The 18975-nt window shown below is 36.4% G+C and carries 18 protein-coding genes; 13 read left to right on the top strand and 5 right to left on the bottom strand.

Annotated elements, in window-relative coordinates; translation table 11 throughout:
• Positions 1 to 125: 125 nt before the first annotated feature.
• Positions 126 to 1772, bottom strand: coding sequence for an alkaline phosphatase PafA (pafA, locus tag ACMA47_RS07045; protein WP_079242831.1), 1647 nt, complete (start codon positions 1770 to 1772; stop codon positions 126 to 128).
• A gap of 101 nt (positions 1773 to 1873) precedes the next feature.
• Between pafA and ACMA47_RS07040 the strand changes: the two genes are divergently transcribed.
• From ACMA47_RS07040 to ACMA47_RS07020, 5 genes are all read left to right on the top strand, one after another.
• A complete protein-coding gene (locus tag ACMA47_RS07040) occupies positions 1874 to 2659 on the top strand; it encodes a hypothetical protein (protein ID WP_413929228.1) in 786 nt (261 codons plus the stop codon).
• A gap of 20 nt (positions 2660 to 2679) precedes the next feature.
• Positions 2680 to 3072 carry a VOC family protein gene (locus tag ACMA47_RS07035; RefSeq protein WP_413929227.1) on the top strand — a complete coding sequence of 131 codons (393 nt, stop codon included), beginning with the start codon at positions 2680 to 2682 and terminating at the stop codon, positions 3070 to 3072.
• A 17-nt stretch (positions 3073 to 3089) separates the two neighbouring features.
• A complete protein-coding gene (locus ACMA47_RS07030; RefSeq protein WP_413929226.1) occupies positions 3090 to 3626 on the top strand; it encodes a GNAT family N-acetyltransferase in 537 nt (178 codons plus the stop codon).
• 80 nt (positions 3627 to 3706) lie between these two features.
• Positions 3707 to 3940: a hypothetical protein gene (locus ACMA47_RS07025; RefSeq protein WP_413929225.1), complete on the top strand. Its 234-nt coding sequence runs from the start codon at positions 3707 to 3709 to the stop codon at positions 3938 to 3940.
• A 114-nt stretch (positions 3941 to 4054) separates the two neighbouring features.
• On the top strand, positions 4055 to 4606 hold the full coding sequence (locus ACMA47_RS07020) for a putative glycolipid-binding domain-containing protein (RefSeq protein WP_413929224.1): 552 nt from the start codon (positions 4055 to 4057) through the stop codon (positions 4604 to 4606).
• A 104-nt stretch (positions 4607 to 4710) separates the two neighbouring features.
• On the opposite strand, the gene ACMA47_RS07015 is transcribed toward ACMA47_RS07020, so the two are convergent.
• Positions 4711 to 5721 carry a zinc-dependent alcohol dehydrogenase family protein gene (locus tag ACMA47_RS07015; protein ID WP_413929223.1) on the bottom strand — a complete coding sequence of 337 codons (1011 nt, stop codon included), beginning with the start codon at positions 5719 to 5721 and terminating at the stop codon, positions 4711 to 4713.
• Positions 5722 to 5845: 124 nt separating this feature from the next.
• Between ACMA47_RS07015 and ACMA47_RS07010 the strand changes: the two genes are divergently transcribed.
• From ACMA47_RS07010 to ACMA47_RS06995, 4 genes are all read left to right on the top strand, one after another.
• Positions 5846 to 6229, top strand: coding sequence for a winged helix-turn-helix transcriptional regulator (locus tag ACMA47_RS07010; RefSeq protein ID WP_413929222.1), 384 nt, complete (start codon positions 5846 to 5848; stop codon positions 6227 to 6229).
• 89 nt (positions 6230 to 6318) lie between these two features.
• On the top strand, positions 6319 to 7236 hold the full coding sequence (locus ACMA47_RS07005; RefSeq protein WP_413929221.1) for an alpha/beta fold hydrolase: 918 nt from the start codon (positions 6319 to 6321) through the stop codon (positions 7234 to 7236).
• A gap of 220 nt (positions 7237 to 7456) precedes the next feature.
• The gene (locus tag ACMA47_RS07000; protein WP_413929220.1) at positions 7457 to 8254 is read left to right on the top strand and encodes a hypothetical protein; all 798 of its coding nucleotides are present in this window, start codon (positions 7457 to 7459) and stop codon (positions 8252 to 8254) included.
• Positions 8254 to 10140: a S8 family serine peptidase gene (locus ACMA47_RS06995; RefSeq protein WP_413929219.1), complete on the top strand. Its 1887-nt coding sequence runs from the start codon at positions 8254 to 8256 to the stop codon at positions 10138 to 10140. Before ACMA47_RS07000 ends, ACMA47_RS06995 begins: the two co-directional genes overlap by 1 nt.
• Before the next feature lie 139 nt (positions 10141 to 10279).
• On the opposite strand, the gene ACMA47_RS06990 is transcribed toward ACMA47_RS06995, so the two are convergent.
• The 3 genes from ACMA47_RS06990 to ACMA47_RS06980 form a co-directional block, all read right to left on the bottom strand.
• Complete coding sequence (locus tag ACMA47_RS06990) at positions 10280 to 11206, bottom strand: malate dehydrogenase (protein ID WP_002977420.1); 927 nt, start codon at positions 11204 to 11206, stop codon at positions 10280 to 10282.
• Positions 11207 to 11324: 118 nt separating this feature from the next.
• Positions 11325 to 11876 (bottom strand): biliverdin-producing heme oxygenase, encoded by a 552-nt coding sequence (locus ACMA47_RS06985; RefSeq protein WP_413929218.1) that lies wholly within the window; start codon positions 11874 to 11876, stop codon positions 11325 to 11327.
• 21 nt (positions 11877 to 11897) lie between these two features.
• A complete protein-coding gene (locus ACMA47_RS06980) occupies positions 11898 to 14096 on the bottom strand; it encodes an ATP-binding protein (RefSeq protein WP_413929217.1) in 2199 nt (732 codons plus the stop codon).
• Between the two features lie 380 nt (positions 14097 to 14476).
• Between ACMA47_RS06980 and ACMA47_RS06975 the strand changes: the two genes are divergently transcribed.
• The 4 genes from ACMA47_RS06975 to ACMA47_RS06960 all read left to right on the top strand — a co-directional run bounded on the left by ACMA47_RS06975 (position 14477) and on the right by ACMA47_RS06960 (position 18967).
• Entirely contained in the window at positions 14477 to 15526 is a 1050-nt protein-coding gene (locus ACMA47_RS06975; protein ID WP_413929216.1) for a linear amide C-N hydrolase, read from the top strand.
• A 151-nt stretch (positions 15527 to 15677) separates the two neighbouring features.
• Positions 15678 to 16844: a porin gene (locus ACMA47_RS06970; protein ID WP_413929215.1), complete on the top strand. Its 1167-nt coding sequence runs from the start codon at positions 15678 to 15680 to the stop codon at positions 16842 to 16844.
• Between the two features lie 19 nt (positions 16845 to 16863).
• Positions 16864 to 18294 carry an anion permease gene (locus ACMA47_RS06965; protein ID WP_413929214.1) on the top strand — a complete coding sequence of 477 codons (1431 nt, stop codon included), beginning with the start codon at positions 16864 to 16866 and terminating at the stop codon, positions 18292 to 18294.
• A gap of 16 nt (positions 18295 to 18310) precedes the next feature.
• Positions 18311 to 18967, top strand: a complete 657-nt coding sequence (locus tag ACMA47_RS06960) for a succinate dehydrogenase cytochrome b subunit (protein ID WP_413929213.1) — start codon at positions 18311 to 18313, stop codon at positions 18965 to 18967.
• Positions 18968 to 18975: the final 8 nt, after the last annotated feature.

Below are 18975 nucleotides of genomic sequence, written 5' to 3'. Positions count from 1 at the left end.
TAGCTAAGATAAATCATTCTGATTTTTAAGCTTAAAGCGAAGCTCATCTTAATACTCTCAACACCTTAATACAATCTTAATGTTTCAAAAAATAAACTTTTAAACAGATTAGTTCTATAATTAATTTATTTACCAATAACTTCAGTAATCGGATTTCCTACATTTCCACTTGGGAACTGGATTTTCAATAAAGAAGATACCGTAGGAGCAATATCTGTCATGTGATATTCTTTATTGCTTTCTCCCTGTTTCACTCCCCATCCCATAAAGATTAATGGAATGTGAGAATCATAAGAATTCCATACACTGTGTGTAGTTCCTGTTTTAGAATATGGCGGAAGCATAGAATCATGAGAAATTAACTGGATATCTCCACTTCTCTGTCTGTTGATTCCATTAATAATTCTTTGTTTGATAGGCTCCGGGATGCTTGCCTCCTGAACTTTGTCTACAGAAACAGCATATAAAACAGTAGGATCTTTCTCAATTTCTTTTACAGCAAAGTTTCTTACATCATCCAATTCAAGCTTGTTGTCTGCCAATACTTTTCTGTCGAAATAAACCTGATAGTTATCAATGGCATTAACCAATTTATCTGCTCCGAATTTATCTTTCAATTTCTGGTTAAGATTCTTTTCTGCATCTTCACCGAAGAAACCAGTTGGGATTTTATGTTCTTTAAGAAATCCTACAGAGTGTGCGCCACCGTGGTCAGCAGAAAGGAAAACAGTGTACTCCCCTTTTCCTACTTTTGAATCAAGATATTTGAAAAACTCTGCCAAATCCTGATCTAATCTGATATAAACATCTTCTACTTCAATAGAATTCGGTCCGAATTTATGTCCTGCATAATCTGTAGACGCAAGGTTGATCGCTAAGAAGTCTGTGATATTATCTCCACCCAGTTTTTCACCTTCTACAGAAGCTTCTGCCAATTTTAAAGTCAAAGTATTTCCAAATGGTGTATAACGGATATTGTCTTTTTTAGTCTGGTAGTCTTTTGCTAAATTACTGTAAGGGAAAGTAGGTGTTTTTGCACTTCCCAACAGACCTTCCCAAGGAGAATTGTCTGGTGCACTTTCAGTATATTCATTAATTGGAAGTAAAGTATTCCATCCGTTAGCTACTAATTTTTCAGGAAGGTTCTGCGAGTTAAATGATTTTACCCACTGAGGAAGATCATTCATATACCAAGTACTGGTAATGAAATTCCCTGTACTATCATCAAACCAGAAAGCTCCGTTTGGAGTATGTCCTGCAGGAAGAATAGAAGCACGATCTTTCAAAGAAACACCAACAACTTTTCCCTGGAAGTTCGTTGCCAGTCTCAATTCGTCAGTTACTGTTGTAGACCAAAGATTCTTCGGAGAGTGGCTTCCTGTTTTTGTATTGGTAGTTCCTACTGGCTGAACACTCTCATCTGCAGTACAATAAACTCCTTTACCTGTTTCTTTATCCGTCCAGTCGTTTCCTGCAATTCCATGAATAGCCGGTACAGATCCTGTATAGATACATGTATGACCCAAAGCCGTAATAGTAGGAACATAAGGAATATGTACATTATTCAAAGAATATCCTGTATTCAAAAGTCTTTTAAAACCATCATTCCCATACTTACCGTAAAAACGGTACAAATAGTCCCAACGCATCTGGTCTACTACCAGACCTACAACTAATTTGGGCCTTTCCAGTTGAGTATTTCTGTTCTTCTGTGCATTGATTGTAACTACGGACAATAAAGTAGCTGCCGCAATTGAAATGTTCCTAAGCATCCAAGTAAATTTTTATTGACAACAAATTTAAGGGTTTTGAAAGTTTTGGAGTATGAAATTTTATTTAAATTTGATTATTGTACAATTATCAATAATCTTCTATGATTTTAGGTGTATACTGGTATTTCAAATTTCCAGATCAATTATATGACTTTCAGTTTTTCAAATTTTATCCCGGATATGGAGGACATGCCGATAATCCTCCTGAACTGACAGCAAGAATTCAGGTTGAAAATACAGATGATTTTATCCATAAACTGGAAGCGCTAAAATCAGATTTCAAGAAAACATATCTACACCTGAATATCGATGGAAATCAAATAATAATCAATATTGGAGACTATATGCTTTTTGATTTTCATTTTCAGTTTGCCAAAGAGGTTGAAGAGCTATTGATCCGTGAAAATGTAGTATTATTGGATGCAAGTCTTCCTTTTACCATTCAATCCAGCCAAAACTATCCTCCGGAAAGAGAGGAATTTAAAACTATACAGCATTGTTTCATTCAGATGGTCGGTTCTGACTTCAAAAAAAATAATGCAGAAAATTATGCAGCAAGAATAGATTGTAATCTGCCTTTACAGCATAAAAAAGAATTGATTGATGACCTGACCCACATTTGCAGAGAAGAAAACATCGATGTATTTTATTATAATGATTTTGATTTTAAAGATCATTGTAACCTGATGCTTTTTTTCACCAACGGCAGACAGAAAAAAGAAGCCATTCAAAAGGTTGACATCAATTCTTTTGGCAACAAAGTAAGACAGCTGACTCAGAAATACGCTCTTCATTTCGGTCATTTCGGAAGTTTCAAAGAGTATCCTCTACATGGCCCTCATATAAAACTGATGAGAGATGAAGAATATATTATCACCAAGAAATAAAACCATTTAAATTCAATCATATGATCAAATTCAAGTATGTCATTCTCTATGTAGAAGATGTAGAAATGTCTATGAACTTTTATAAAAATACCTTTGGCTCTAAAATAAAATTCATCACCCCCGAAAAAGATTATGGTGAACTCCTGACCGGAGAAACAAGTCTCTCATTCGCCTCTGTGAGCCTGGCTAATTCCAATATTAAAAAAGGATTTATAACAGCCAAAAACGAAGACCAACCTTTCGGAATGGAACTGGGGTTTACAACAGATAATGTAGAGGCTTTGGTAGAAAAAGCAATAAAAAACGGAGCTGTCCTTTATGAAGACATTGCTATAAAACCATGGGGACAAAAAACGGCTTATATTAAAGATCCCAACAATTATCTGGTAGAAATTTGTACTGAAATTCAATAAAATAAAAATATACAAGGGTGGAAATAAAAAAATTACAAAAACTAACCTCTAATCCAAGTCTGGATTGGGGACATAACGGGTATACAACGGATGTAAGATATGTGGTTTCCTCTATTGAGTTTGGAGGTTCTTTTGAGTTTATTTTAAAAGAGAAGTCTTTGCCTTACCACAAAATATGGGAAACGACTTCTGAAGATCTTGAAGAATTGAATACCATCATTGAACAGGGAAATTCTTTCGGTGCTTTTGTTAATGAAGAATTGGCAGGCTGGATTATCTGTGAACAAAGAACATGGAACAACAGTTTTTATATTGAAAATATCCTGATCAACGAAAAATACAGAAGACAGGGAATCGGAATTATGTTGATTAAAAGTGCCATTAAAGAAGCCAGGAAATTGAATTGCAGAGTGATTGAACTGGAAACACAAAATACAAATTATCCTGCGATACAGTTTTACAGAAGAATAGGATTTAATATTACCGGACTGAATACAAGATTGTACGAAAATGCAGAAGAAATTGCTCTTTTTATGACCTTAGATATAGAGTAATTTTATCATATTCATTAAAACACTTGCTGGTGTGTTAATAATTTTATACATTAGTAATCAACAAATTAAAAATGATTACTATGAAAAATTTTAAAAAATTAAAGAGAAATCAGCTTGTGTTAATCAGCGGTGGAGACACTCCTTATGCCATATGTGATATGGATGGAAATTGTCCACCAACTGTAGGATCATATTATTGCAGTGATGGTACATGCTACAGAGTTTCCGGGGGTGGCGGTAGCAACCCGGGATGTAATGAACCGATGCGCCTTTGCCAGGAATGGGAAACAGGATGCGGATGTGTTTATATGTAAAAAATATTTGTTAGATAAAATTTTGTTGAGGGCGGTTTTTACCGCTCTTTTTTTGTAATAAGCCATGGCTTTCATTACCTTGCATCTCGTAATATTACATCAAAGAATATCATTATGAAAACATTGATCTGGAAAGGAATATTTTATCAATCTCTTGAATATTTTAATTTACAATCCGATGATAAAAACTATACGGTAGAATCAAAGATCATCGGTTGCCTTAAAAATAAAATATATAATGTAGAATATAAAATTCGCATTGATAAAGACTGGATCATCCAGGGTTTTTTGATCGAATCGGAGATCGATAGGGTAAAAAGAACACTTGCCGGAAAAAAAATTCAGGATCAATGGGAAATTAATAATGTTATAAATCCGGAATTCAATAATTTTAAATTTATAGATATTTCTCTGACACCATTTACCAACACTTTACCGATCAACAATTTAAAACTTTCAGAAAACAGTTCTCAGAAAATTGATGTCATCTATATTGATGTCTTAAACCATCATATCAGACCTGTACAGCAGCAATATACCCGGACATCTGTTAATCAATACCTGTATGAAAATATAGAAAATGATTTTAAAGCAGAGATTTCAATTGATGAAACGGGATTAGTAACGGTTTATCCTAAGCTGTTTGAAAAGATGGCAGAACTTTGAAAAGCTGAAATGAGTCCAACTCATATTCTTAAATAAAAATAAAAAATCACTGTTTTTCCAGTGATTTTTTTGTTGATATCAACAAGTCCTTTTCGAAATAAAACCTAATACTTTATCACAATTTTCCCTGTTGCACCCTTTTCAAGATGAGAGAAAGCAGATTTTGCATCTTCAAATGGATATACATGATCAATGATCGGATGTATCTGATGTGCTGCCAAAGCTTCATTCATATGACTAAACATTTCTTTAGAACCCACTTCAATTCCTTGCAGTCTGATTTGTCTGGACATAATTTTCGCTGTATCCAGCTCAGCACTTAATCCTCCCATCAGACCAATAACAGCAATGGTTCCATCAAGGACAATTACATTCATGGATCTGATGATATTACTGCCTCCTACCACTTCTACGATATGGTCGACTCCTCTTCCACTGGTAATATCCATGACATTTTTTTCCCACTCGGGAATTTGGCGGTAATTAATAAGATGATTAATTCCCATTTTTTCAGCCAAAGCCAATTTTTCATCACTGCTTGATAACAAAATCACTTCAGCCCCAGCCATCAAAGCAAATTGAGCAGAAAACAGAGAAACACCTCCTGTACCCTGGATGAGAACTGTACTCCCTGATTTAATATCACCTTTTTCAATCACGCCATGCCAGGCCGTCAGTCCGGCGCAAGGTAACGTTGCAGCCTCTTCATCACTTAAAAAATCGGGAACTTTAATGACTTCATTCTGATCAAATATGGCATATTCCTGTAGCAGACCATCTGTTTTAGCACCGCCAAGAGAACCGCCTATTTTTTCATCTGTCAGTTTTCCATCGATCCATTTAGGTAAAAATAATCCGGCAACACGATCATTTAAAGCCAAGGTCGTTACTTCACTTCCTTTTTCAACAATGATACCTACTCCATCAGAAACCGGTATTCTTCCTACGGGAGGCTGCCACGAAGAATAGCCTGTTACGACCATAAGATCTCTGTAATTAAGAGAATTGGCTTTCATTTTCACCAATACTTCGTTGGGTAAAAGCTTTGGATAGGATTTATCCACCAGCTCAAGAGAAGATATACTGTACTCTTTACTTACCTGATATGCTTTCATTTTACTTATTTTAAAATTATTAAACTATAGACTAAAAACCGTAATTTTATAAGACAAATGTATGCTGAAAAAATCACTGGGAATCACTTACAGCCCATTGTGAGCTACTAATAAATAAATGAGTATGAGTAAAAAGAAGCTGAGTTCTACCAATTCAATAAATGAACATTATCTGGACGACAGATGTACCCTGAATAAAGTCCTAAAGATTATTGGTAAGCGATGGGTAGCAGAGGTTTTATTATTAATCACCCATGATGTCTCCCGATTCTCCCAACTGAAAGAAGCCTTGGTTGGAATCTCAGATAATGTATTATCTTCCGTACTCAATGAATTGGTTAAATCAAACCTGATTACCAAGAAAATATTCAATGAAGTTCCTTTAAAAGTTGAATATCATATTACACCCAGCGGATCAGAATTGACAAAAGTGATGCACCAGCTCTGCAGCTGGGGAAAACAGAATATTCCCTATGAAGTTAGAATTCTTCCGGGATCTATGAAATAAAAATATATTCTTACCACCCTAATTGGGACAAGGCAAAAAGAATATAATTTTTTGAGTAATAAACACCTCATTACAATTGTTATAATAATATGAAAACAATTGCTCTCTTACTCTTTTTTTTCGTTTCCCTGACACTCATTTCAGCTCAGAATCGTCCCTCTGAAGGCTTTTATGAAACCTCAGATCATGTAAAGATCAAATACAAAGTCTCCGGAAAAGGAGAAGCATGTTTTTATATTCCTGGTGGTCCCGGACAGGGATATCCCTCCTTTGAACTGATGGGTGGGAACAATCTGGAAAAAAATATGCAGATGGTTTATATGGATCAGCGGGGTTCTGGTGAATCCGGGACTTCTGAAAACTACCATCTTGATCAAATGATTCAGGATATTGAAGAACTGAGACAATATCTTAAATTGAAAAAGATCTTCCTTTTGGCTCATTCTTTTGGAGGAATTATAGCTGTGAACTACGCAAAAAAATATCCCGAACATACCAAAGGGCTTATCCTTGCCAATGTCACACTCCATTTCCTGAATGATGAATCTGTCAAAGAACAGATTGAATACGGAAACAGCCTTTTAGAAGTAAAAAACAGAGTGATTCCTAAAGACAGCCTTTCTTCAGAACTTTCAAAAGTCAGCAGCGCTTTAAGAAAGAAAAGAATCGGATATAAATTTCTGACCGAAGATATTGAAACCATAAAAGAATCCGATAAGATTGATTCCCTTCACCCCAGAATTATCGACTTCGGAATGGCAGTTATTTCAAAACCTAAAGATTTTCCGGAATATTACGCTGATTATGCTCCTATCACAAAAGATATCAAAGTTCCTGTACTTGTCATCACCGGAAAGAAGGATAAAGCAGTGGGAACTCAGCATTATAAGACCTTCAGGTTTCCTAATCAAAAAGTAGTTGCTATTGATGGCGGGCATCTTCTGTATTATGAGAAAAATAGTGAGTTTGTGAGTGCTGTTGAAAATTTTGAGAGTAAAATAAAATAGAAATCATTAAAAAATTACATCCTGAGATTTTTATAAAAGTTATATAAGGCCATCCTATTCCAATAAATACAACGTAAACATTTCAATAATAACCTTTTAAAAGATTAATAATTTGATTTAGCTTATTGTAGGTACAGTAATATGATTCATAAATCAAAAAAATAATCACAGCCCGTTGATATATTTAGTATATTTATCACGAAACAAAAACTAATTACACATGAAAAAAACAATCACTCTGGCAGCTATTGTCATAGCAGCATTTTCCAACGCACAAACATGGAACCTGACAGGAAATACCGGTACTGATCCCGCTGTCAATTTTTTAGGTACCTCAGACGCAAAAGATCTGGTAATAAAGACAGGTAATAAAGAAAGAATACAGATCAATTCTGTGGGAAACATCGGGATAGGGACAGCTCCTGACCCGAACCGGACTCTTAATCTTTTAGGAAATGCTACATTTGTAGCCAGTAACCCAGCATCAGATGGGTATCATTTTTTCAGTGCCGGTCAGAATAATATTAAAGACAGCGACTTAATGTGGCTAAGTTATAATAACCATCAGACTAATGATGTTGGTATTTTAACCTTATCGGCACCACCCACTCCGGGGAACTGGTCACAACCCGTTTTTTCTGTGAGAGCTAATGGCAAGGTTTTAATTGGGGTGAACTGGAACAATCTTGAACAAACAGGATGTTCAGACTGTAACAATTATAAACTATTTGTCCGCCAAGGGATAAAAACAGAAAAGGTAAAAGTTGAAGTTGCTGCTGAAAACGGTTGGGCAGATTATGTTTTTGAGGATAATTATAAACTCATGGACCTGAAGACACTGGAAAATTATATTAAAGAAAATAAACATCTTCCAGAGGTTCCAACAACAGCAGAAGCAATTAAAGAAGGTATTGAACTGAAAGAAATGAATATTCTTTTACTAAAAAAAATAGAAGAACTTACCCTTCACGTTATTGATCTTAACAAGAAAATAGAAACCCTACAAAATTCAAAATAATGAAAACAAAAAGTTACTTTTTGGGATTTTTATTTTTGAATGCATTTTGTTTTTCACAACAAACCAGGTTTTTATATTATGTAGAATTTAAAGATCCTTCCAATAAGCCCCAGGCGGTTATTGGAGAAAACAGACAATTAAAAACTTTATCTTTTAACAACCAAAAATTAGAAGTTGTACAGTATGAAGAAGCTTTTTCTGATTTTTCTTCTCAAAAGTTAAAGAATACATCATTAATAGAATTTAAAACCGAAAGAGATTATAATGATTTTATGGTCACTCACAAAGCTGGCATTGTAAAATCTGAGAAAATAGACATCCGTAATGAAGAGATTTCATTACTTAAACCAGGCACAGAAAATAAAATCTTCCCACAGTTTAAAACCATTTCTCCCCTTGTATATAACTATACTCCTAATGACTATTATTTGATACCGGAAGATATCTCACATACTCATCTGGATCTGATTAATGCCCGGGAAGCATGGGACTATTCCAAAGGTGACGGAGTTATAGTGGGAATTTCAGACACCGGATTTAGATTAACACACAAAGAGTTTGAAAATAAAATCTCAACACTTCCCGGACAAACCGTAGGCAATGAAGTTCATGGAAATGTTGTTGCAGGTCTGGCAGGTTCCAATACGGATAATAATTTTGGAATATCTTCTATAGGTTTTAATAATAAATTACTGGTAACCAGCCAAATGGGTTATGGCAGCTGGAACACACTGAAACAACTGTCTCAAAACGGAGCCAGAATTATCAGTATGAGCTGGTTGTCAACATGCAGTTTTTCGCAGACAGAGCAGGATGCTGTAAATGAAATATATAATAATGGAACAATTCTCGTTGCAGCAGCCGGAAATGGAAGCTGTGGAAGTACATATGCCCAGGTATTTCCGGCATCGTACAAAAATGTCATCGCTGTGAGTGGTGTAGGCCATCTTAATGATCTCAATTCTGCCAACACAACCAATGTTAAGGATATTCATTATTTTAATTATGCGACTCAGATGAACGGCACTCAAAATAACGAAGATGTTGATGTTGTAGCCCCTTCTTATGAAATGTTTGGACTGCCCTATCCTGAATGTGATGAATGTCTAGGAAAGGTATGGACAGGAACTTCCCTTGCAGCTCCATTAGTTTCAGGTACTTTATCTTTATTATTTTCATCCAATAGCTGCTTATCACCTGCTGAAGCTGAAACAATTATAAAACTGACTTCTGCTAATATTGATCATCTTCCTCCTAATCAAACTTTTGCCGGACTGTTAGGAGCAGGTAGATTAGATGCAGGAAAGGCCAATAAGATGGCATGGCAAATGAATTCTCAAAATGGCGGAGAAATTATCATTGAAAACAAAAAATTTAATCGCTGGAATTTTGAACTTCTTAATGCTCCTGAATTCATTAAGATCAAAAATGAAAGTTTCACACAAAATGCTAATGTAAATTTTAAGGCAAAAAAAGGAATTACTTTGGATGCTGGTACATACTTAGAACCCGGAACAGGGAAAAGTCATTTTCTGCATGTAGAAAATACAAATACCTGCTATACATTCTCCCCTGTATCCAAGTCTGCCAGTGATAAAGCCTCAAAGAAAAATAATGAAACTTCCAAAATATCTCCATCTGTAAATAATGATATAAATGTTTATCCTATCCCAGCCAAGGACATTTTATTTATTAAAACAGATAAAGAATTTAAAAAGGGGATTATTAAAATTTTAGATCTGAATCAAAGACAGATTCTTCAAACGAATGTTATGTCCTCGAATAATCCGATTTCCGTAGATGTTTCATCTTTAGTGAAAGGAGTTTATTTTATTGACATTACCCTTGATAACTCCCATTACAATAAAAAAATTGTGAAGGAGTAAAAGAATATAATGACAACAATTGTATCGGGGCAGCCTTCGGCCGCCCCGATACTGTTTTTAATAAAAACAAAACAGACCGCTTCAAAATGAAACGATCTGTTTTTATTTATAAATTCTGGCAGAAAGCCAGCTCTGTAAATTAGAATTTCAAATCTCCATTCACCTCTCTTACTGCATTAGCAGCTTCAGCGAATTTCAATTGCTCTTCAGCAGTCAAAGTTACGTTTACAATAGATTCTACTCCGTTTGCTCCAATGATAGCAGGAACACCAAGGCAGATATCATTTTGTCCGTATTCTCCTTCAAGCATTAAAGAACAAGGGATCATTTTCTTCTGGTCACATGCAATTGCCTGAACCATTACAGAAACAGCAGCACCTGGAGCATACCAAGCTGAAGTTCCTAATAATTTCGTAAGCGTAGCTCCTCCTACTTTAGTTTCTTCGATGACATACTTTTGTTGTTCATCACTTAAGAACTCAGTTACAGGAACTCCATTTCTTGTAGCTTTGCTTAATAATGGAAGCATACCTGTATCACTGTGAGCAGCGATTACCATTCCGTCTACATCAGAAATTGGAGCTTCTAATGCTTCAGCCAATCTGTATTTGAATCTTGCAGAATCTAATGCACCACCCATTCCGATGATTTTGTGCTTAGGAAGACCTGAAGTTTTGTGAACAAGGTAAGCCATAGTATCCATTGGGTTAGAAACCACGATGATGATTACTTCCGGAGAATGTTTTACTAAGTTTTCAGTAACGTCTTTCACGATACCAGCATTGATACCGATCAATTCTTCTCTTGTCATTCCAGGTTTTCTTGGAATCCCTGAAGTGATTACTGCTACATGAGAACCTGCAGTTTTGCTGTAATCTCCTGTTGTACCCGTAATTTTTGTATCAAATCCGTTAAGAGATGCTGTCTGCATCAAATCCATTGCTTTTCCTTCAGCAAACCCTTCTTTAATGTCTACCAAAACTACTTCTGAACAGAAGTTCTTCATTGCGATGTATTCTGCACAGCTTGCTCCTACAGCGCCTGCACCTACTACAGTTACTTTCATATTGTTACTTTTTAAAAATTATTTTTTGTTAGTTAAGTTTAAATTTGAAACTCCCCAAATTTAACAATTCCTGAAAAATTGAGCAATTTTTCAGGAATTTAATTAGAATTAAAATAAATTAGTTGACGTTCAGTAAAAACGTATATAGTTTTTTCGCACCGGAAAGCACTTCATTATAGTTTTCTTCAGCAACTTCTGTATCCAGAACTTCCTTGAAATTTTTCCACATTGGCCCTGTATTCTCCTGATAGCATCCGAAAAAGTTGAAAGTAACCTCATCAAAACCTTCCGTTTTGGAAAGTTGCTTTGCAATTACATTTCCACCAAGGGTAGAACCTTCAATCACATACATCGCTCCCAGTGCTTCATGTTCGTTATTGAACTCAAGAGGATGAGAAACTTCCTGGTTTTCCAGGGAAAGACTTTTGAGGTCTTTTTCAATAAGTGAAAGCTTCTTTCTTGCATCAAGCTGAAGTTTTTCTGCATACTTATCAGAAAGGCTGCTGAATATTTTATCTTCACTATGAAGAAGCATCAGGTAATTGGTATGAATGATTTTTTTATAATCTTCTAAAGTGAAAGTTTTGTTGAAAATCTTTTCAGAATTAAAAAGCTTTTCTGCTGCATCGTGATAATCCGCTGTATTCTGTTTTAGATATTCTGATACCATAAATAACGTTTTAAAAGTTTCTCAAATATAAGGCTTTTTGAACGTTAAAATAAAGGAAGTCCCCTCACTATTACTTTCAAAATCTACATTTCCTCCCAATCTTTTCATGATGCGGTGTACAATAGACAGCCCTACTCCGTTTCCTTTAAACTTCTTGGCATTATCCATCCGGTTGAAGATTTTAAACATTTTGTGCTTCTCTTCCACAGGAATACCGATACCGTTGTCCGAGATTCTGTAAATAATGGTCTGTCCGTCCTCTGACCCTTCAATTTCCACTTTCGGAAGATCTTTATGGGAAGAGTATTTCACAGCATTGTTGATGATATTCAGAAATACCTGATGAAGCATGGTTTTATCAGCCAATACATCAGGGCATTCTTTAATGATAATTTCACTATTCGGACTGCCATAGGTCATCTTGGCATTTTCGGAAATTTTCTCAATTGTATGAGCTGTTTTCAGGCTTTCAAGCTGTATTTCGCTGTGCTTGGCACGGCTTAACTGCAACACATCATGCATCATTTCCGCCATATTGTCGATTTCCTCGATAATTGAATTGATTTTGGTTTTACTTTTTTCAGCATCAGCTGCAAGATTTCCCAAAAGCATCTGTGCATTCAGTTTCATTACGGTCAGAGGAGTACCCAGGTCATGAGAGATGGTGTAAGAAAAACTGTCAAGTTCTTCATTTACTTTTTTAAGCTCATCATTAAGCCTTTTGATGGCGTTGTAATTTTTATGGGAAGTTTCTAAAATTAAATCCCTTACAGCCTGTACAGCACTTATATTTCTGGAATTCCATCTTTTAGAATACCCCTTGATATTTTCTGTAAAAATACGGAATGAAGTTCTCGGTGATATCATGTGCTTTTCCTCTCCATTCTGAGAAAACACCTCTACTTTCTTCTCGGGATTTCCGGCCCAGTTGATATGTTCATCAAACTCTTTTCTGAACCAGATCAGCATTTCATTTTTATCTCTTTCAATAAAATAGATGGCAATTCCTGCCGCATTTTCGGTCAATTCAAGTTCTTTACCGTGATCTTTAAGGAAGCTTCTGCTTACATAGATACGCTCATCAGTATTCCCAAGAGCCCATTGCGCAATTCTTCCTACTGTATCAAGATCAGGTGTATTGCCGTCTGTAATTATATTTTCATCCGAAATAATAGCAAGTCCGTCTGCTTCAGGTAAATTTCTGATCTCTTTTTTACATTCAATAAGAGAATCAAAGAGATGATTATGTTTTAAGAATTCCGTTTTCAGCTGAGATGTTTTCTCATTCAGTTCCAAACGGTAATTCAGTTCACTTTTTGATTTAAAAGATGAATAAGCATTGGCAGCAAGTGTTGTAAAAATTCCGGCCTGTACCCTGTCTTCAAGATCAATATGTTTGGGTTCTACATTCTGGCAGGTAACCAATCCCCAAAGATGGTCATCAATAATAATGGAAACACTGAAACTTGAAGCTGCTCCCGAATTTTTAAGATACTGCCCGTGAATAGGTGACATCCCTCTTGATGCTGAAAAAGTGAGATCAATACTCTCTGCTTTTTTGCTTAAAATAGGAACGGTATCCGCATATACATTACTGAAAATTCTTTTTCTTTTTTTAAGGTAAAGATCCCTTGCCTGCTTTGGAATATCAGACTCCGGGTAATGAAGCCCGAGGAAACTTTCCATGTTTTCATTCTTCTTTTCGGCAATTACTTTTCCGGAACCGTCCATCATGAATTTATAGACCATCATCCGATCATAGTTGATCACCTTCGAAAGCGTTTCCAGAAGATGATTCCAGAGTTCCTTTTCATTATCAATGATGTAAAAGTTATCATATTTATTGGAGATCCGTTTATTGGGATTAATGATCACTTCTTCAAACTCCAGAAAGATATAAAGCTCACTTCTGAAAACAGAAAAATGATACTCTTTATCATTGATAAAAACCTTATCGAAATAGGTTTCATTTTTACGTCTGGTAAACTTGTCCAATGAAGTATAGATTTCTGAATCAATAATGCTCTGAAAACTTTCAGGAAAGTCGGTAATCTTTCTTCCGAACAGCTCTTCTGAACTTCCGACTTTAAATAAATCCGCAATATTCCTGCTAAAAAAAGTAATGGTATGGGATTCTGCATCAATGCCAATCAAATAACCAAAACTCTGAATAGAACCCGGAATATGGATAGGTTCTTCATGGCACTCTATAAAATTCATATATCTTTTCAGTCTATCTATCAAATATACTGTTTTTTCAAACAGCTTTCTTCTTTGTGGTATCTAATTTTAAAGCCTGCTCCACCAAGTATTTATGGGTGATTTCCGGCAAAAAAAGAAGCAAAAACACATTAAAATATTCTTTATTTTTTCCCCTTTTTCATGTCAAATATCTAAAATATACGAAAAAAAATCCAATAATCAGGTTATGCACTCTTTAATCATGATTCATAACATGGATTACACATTATTAACCTCAATAATTGTTTTATTTAAACAAATTTCGCTAAATTTATATCACCAAATAATGAATATGGCAAAAATTCATTGAATTATTCTCAATGAATTCTCTATAAAATTTAAATTCAAATAATACTATTATGAAAAAGTTCCCATTAATTTTATTTTCTCTGGTCCTCTCTATAGGATTATGGAATCCTTCAGAAGCCTGTACAAGGGTAGTTTACAAAGGTCCCCAGAATACCGTTATTACAGCCCGTTCTATGGATTGGCGTGACGAAATTCCCGCCAACTTATGGGTGCTGCCAAAAGGAATAGACCGCAACGGACAAGTAGGCTCTAAATCTGTAAAATGGACCGCAAAGTACGGAAGCCTCATCAGCTCTTCATGGGATATTGCATCTGCAGATGGAATGAATGAAAAGGGACTGGTAGCCAACCTGCTTTGGTTAGGAGAATCTCAATATCCTAAATTCGATGGAAAAGGAAGTAAAAAGGGAATTGCCATTTCATTATGGGCACAATATTATCTTGATAATTTCGCCACAGTAAAAGAAGCCGTAGAATTCTCCCGCAAAGAACCTTTCGTTATTGTGAGTGATTATATTCCGGGAACAGAAAGATTTACAACGGTTCATCTTTCTATTTCTGACGCTTCAGGAGACAATGCGGTATTCGAATATATTGACGGAAAACTGGTTATTCATCATGATCCATCTTATACGGTAATGACCAACTCTCCGGTTTTTGAAGAACAGCTTGCTCTTAACAATTACTGGAAGGGCATTCCGGGAACGGTTATGCTTCCGGGAACCAACCGTGCTGCAGACCGCTTTGTAAGAGCTTCTTACTATATCAATGCAATTCCTCAGACTGCAGATACCCGTACAGCAGTGGCCAGTGTTTTCAGTGTGATCAGAAACTGCTCTGTTCCTTATGGAATCACTTCTGCAACAGAACCTAATATTTCGTCAACAAGATGGCGTTCTGTTTCGGATCAGAAAAACCTGGTGTATTATTTTGAAACGGTTTTCACTCCCAACACTTTTTGGGTAGATCTTAAAGATTTTGACCTAAGCTCTAAAGGGAAAGTGATGAAACTGGATCTTAGTAACAACCGCACTTATAACGGAAAATCCAATGCAGAATTTAAAGAATCTGCACCGTTCACCTTCTTAGGATTAAAATAGATATTTCACCACAAAAAATGCTCGTGCTTAGTAGACAATATCCTAAGTATGCCCCTTTATGATTAGACGAAATACTGAAAATCAAAAATTTAACGGGATAAGTAAGCAGTTGTGGTAAAATAGAGTTCACAATAAAAAAACAAAAATAGATATGGCCTTTTTTTCGATTAAAAAGAAAAGCCTGATCCTGTGCATGCTGGCCTGTGGGTTATCAGCTTATGCGCAAAATCAGGATTCTCTGAAGACCACTCCTCCTCCACAGGAAGAAGACAATGTAAAATATCCGCAACTGCAGATCAAAGGCCTTTTTCAGGCACGTTACCTTGTAGGAATGAGTAAAGATGTAGATGTTAACGGACTTCATCACACCGACGGTTCCGGAACTGATAATAATTTCATGCTCAAATACATGAGAGTTCAGGTTCGGGCACAGATCAGTAAACGTACAGAGGTTGTTGTTTTGGCCAACCTTGCTGATTTTAAAAATGATCCTAAAAGCAGAGTTCTTGAAAATGCTTACCTGAAGTATACTTTCAACCCCAAATTAGCGATTACCGTAGGACAGTTCAGACCCTGGTTCGGTATTGAAGAGACCTATCCTATTGACATTATTAAATCTCTGGATTGGTCCAATCAGTATACGGAATTTGGAAAACTGGGCTGGACAAGCTTCCAGATCGGGATGTCTGCTACAGGACAGCTTCAACTGGGAGAAATTCCTTTCCAATATGCTGTTTCGGTAGTGAATGGGAATGGAAAAAATCAGATCAATGATAATGACAACGGAAAACAGTATTCTACCCGTCTGGTTTTCGGATTATCAAAAAAATACCACTTCAATGTAGGTCTGAATGGAGGTACCGGAGAAGTTTTCAGCAAAAAAGTATATGCGCTGGGCGTAGATCTAAGTTCATTGATTGAGTTTGATCCAAAATGGAGCCTTGATATGCAGCTGGAAGCCAAACAGGCAACCAATCACGTTCTGTACAATTCTATTGCCCCTGAATTACGTCCCGATAATCCTGACCAATATCTGATCCGCGGGGCTTATTTCCTTCCCAATCTAAGATATGAGATCAACCACAAAAATCTCAGTGCCTTCGAATTGTCATGCCGTTACGAATACCTTGACACCAATTTCAGAATGGCTTCCAACCCAAGACAAACGATTACCCCAATGTTCGGATTGGAATTCCTGAAAAATTACGGCGCAAGAATTCAGCTGGGAGTACAGTTTGACCGCTACAAACATCAGGTAGAAAACACATCACAATACAATAACAATCTATTCATTGTACAGGTACAAAGTAGATTTTAACGATTAAATAGTTAGTATCATGAAAGAAATTAATATCAGAAACGTAGCGATCACATTTGTTGTTGCGTTAATCATATGGTTCATTCCTGCTCCGGAGGGTGTAGCCGAGAATGCCTGGCATCTGTTTGCCATCTTTGCGGCAACTATTTTAGGAATCATTCTAAAAGCGGCTCCAATGGGAACAATGTGTATGATGGCCATTGGATTTACAGCCCTTACGCAGGTAGTTGCTCCTGGGGATGCAGGAAAATCTATTACCAAAGCGCTTTCCGGTTTTGGAGATAAAGTAATCTGGCTGATCGGAATTTCATTCTTTATTGCCAGAGGATTTATCAAAACAGGATTGGGAAATCGTATCGCCTTTTTATTCATCAGAGTTTTTGGTAAAAGCTCACTGGGATTGGCTTACGGATTAGGTCTTGCCGATGTTTGTCTTGCGCCTGCTATTCCAAGTAATACAGCAAGAGGTGGTGGGATTATCTACCCGATCATGAAATCTATGGCAATAAGCTTTGATTCCGTACCTGAAAAGCCGGAAACCCACAGAAAATTAGGCTCATTCCTGACTTTGAACAGTTATTACATGAACCTGATCGCTTCTTCTATGTTCCTTACCGGGACAGCCAGTAACCCAATGTGTCAGAAATTTGCCGCTAACCTTGGTATTGATATTACCTGGATGTCTTGGGCAGCAGCAGGTTTTATTCCTGGTGCAGTAGCATTCTTTGTTGTTCCTTTGGTATTGTACAAATTATATCCACCTGAATTGAAAAAAACAGGGGATGCTCCGAAAATGGCTGCTCAGAAATTAAAAGAAATGGGACCTATTTCCAGAAATGAATGGCTGATGCTATTGGCATTCTTCATTCTGTTAGCCCTTTGGATATTTGGTGGAGCTCTTTCTATTGATGCTACTACTACAGCCTTTATTGGATTAACATTATTACTACTAACCTCAGTATTAACGTGGGAAGATGTAAAAGGAGAAAAAGGAGCATGGGATACGATCGTTTGGTTTGCAGTACTGGTGATGATGGCAAGTTCTTTAAATGAATTAGGTTTCATTGGATGGTTCAGTAACCTTATCAAAGTACAGATTGGAGGTTTGAGCTGGCAGGTAGCCTTCCCGGTTATTATCGTAGTGTATTTCTTCAGTCACTATATTTTCGCAAGTGCTACCGCTCACGTAGCTGCTATGTATGCTGCCTTGCTGGGTGTAGGTGTTTCTTTGGGAATTCCTCCAATGTTATTGGCAATGATGCTTGGTTTCATGGGTTCTATTTACGGAGTACTTACTCATTACGGTCACGGTCCGGCTCCGGTATTCTTCGGAAGTGGATATGTGGATCTGAAAGCCTGGTGGGTAAGAGGTCTTGAAATAGGAATCGTTCTACTGATCATCTATATGGTTGTAGGAGGATTGTGGATGAAAGTCTTAGGATATTATTAATCAATAAATCAAAAATATGTTATCAACACTGTCAAGAAAAATGCTGATGTGCCTTACAGGACTCTTTTTGGGATTCTTCCTGTTGATTCATTTCCTTGGAAATCTTCAGCTTTTTCTTCCACAAGAACAGGCACACCTGCAATTTAATGCCTATTCGCATTTTTTATCAGGAAATATCATTATCAAAATAGTTTCCTACGTTTTGTATGCCAGTATTATTCTGCATGCGGTAGACGGGCTTATTATTACTTTAAAAAATAAAAAGTCAGGAGGCGGTTATCAAACAGATGGACGGGGAAGAGCCAGCAAATGGGCTTCCAGAAACATGGGAATCCTTGGAACATTAATTCTGATTTTCCTGGTGATCCATTTCCAGAACTTCTGGTATATCTATAAATTCGGAAATCCTCCTTTGGATGAAAACGGAAATAAAGACCTCTACATTCTGGTAGTGAATGTCTTTAAAGAATGGTGGTACGTTATCATTTACGTTTTATCAATGATCGCTTTATGTTATCACCTGATTCATGGGATCCATAGTGCTGTAAGAACTCTGGGATTATATCACCCTAAGTTCGTACAATGGTTCAAAACTATCGGGATTGCCTATTCAATCATTATCTGTGTAGGTTTTGCATTGATGCCGGTGTATGTATTCTTTACTTATCATTAAAAGGAACG

Source organism: Chryseobacterium sp. T20 (assembly GCF_047345655.1).
Classification (GTDB): Bacteria; Bacteroidota; Bacteroidia; order Flavobacteriales; family Weeksellaceae; genus Chryseobacterium.
Note: the sequence above shows the minus strand (reverse complement) of the source record. Positions and strands in the feature narration are given on the sequence as shown.

Bases quoted from the DNA above. Each gene is read 5' to 3' on its own strand.
- pafA (WP_079242831.1), bottom strand. From the start codon at position 1,772: ATGCTTAGGAACATTTCAATTGCGGCAGCTACTTTATTGTCCGTAGTT.
- ACMA47_RS07010 (WP_413929222.1), top strand. From the start codon at position 5,846: ATGAGTAAAAAGAAGCTGAGTTCTACCAATTCAATAAATGAACATTAT.
- ACMA47_RS07035 (WP_413929227.1), top strand. From the start codon at position 2,680: ATGATCAAATTCAAGTATGTCATTCTCTATGTAGAAGATGTAGAAATG.
- ACMA47_RS06980 (WP_413929217.1), bottom strand. From the start codon at position 14,096: ATGAATTTTATAGAGTGCCATGAAGAACCTATCCATATTCCGGGTTCT.
- ACMA47_RS07005 (WP_413929221.1), top strand. From the start codon at position 6,319: ATGAAAACAATTGCTCTCTTACTCTTTTTTTTCGTTTCCCTGACACTC.
- ACMA47_RS07015 (WP_413929223.1), bottom strand. From the start codon at position 5,721: ATGAAAGCATATCAGGTAAGTAAAGAGTACAGTATATCTTCTCTTGAG.
- ACMA47_RS06990 (WP_002977420.1), bottom strand. From the start codon at position 11,206: ATGAAAGTAACTGTAGTAGGTGCAGGCGCTGTAGGAGCAAGCTGTGCA.
- ACMA47_RS06960 (WP_413929213.1), top strand. From the start codon at position 18,311: ATGTTATCAACACTGTCAAGAAAAATGCTGATGTGCCTTACAGGACTC.
- ACMA47_RS06975 (WP_413929216.1), top strand. From the start codon at position 14,477: ATGAAAAAGTTCCCATTAATTTTATTTTCTCTGGTCCTCTCTATAGGA.
- ACMA47_RS06965 (WP_413929214.1), top strand. From the start codon at position 16,864: ATGAAAGAAATTAATATCAGAAACGTAGCGATCACATTTGTTGTTGCG.
- ACMA47_RS07020 (WP_413929224.1), top strand. From the start codon at position 4,055: ATGAAAACATTGATCTGGAAAGGAATATTTTATCAATCTCTTGAATAT.
- ACMA47_RS06995 (WP_413929219.1), top strand. From the start codon at position 8,254: ATGAAAACAAAAAGTTACTTTTTGGGATTTTTATTTTTGAATGCATTT.
- ACMA47_RS07040 (WP_413929228.1), top strand. From the start codon at position 1,874: ATGATTTTAGGTGTATACTGGTATTTCAAATTTCCAGATCAATTATAT.
- ACMA47_RS07000 (WP_413929220.1), top strand. From the start codon at position 7,457: ATGAAAAAAACAATCACTCTGGCAGCTATTGTCATAGCAGCATTTTCC.
- ACMA47_RS06970 (WP_413929215.1), top strand. From the start codon at position 15,678: ATGGCCTTTTTTTCGATTAAAAAGAAAAGCCTGATCCTGTGCATGCTG.
- ACMA47_RS06985 (WP_413929218.1), bottom strand. From the start codon at position 11,876: ATGGTATCAGAATATCTAAAACAGAATACAGCGGATTATCACGATGCA.
- ACMA47_RS07025 (WP_413929225.1), top strand. From the start codon at position 3,707: ATGAAAAATTTTAAAAAATTAAAGAGAAATCAGCTTGTGTTAATCAGC.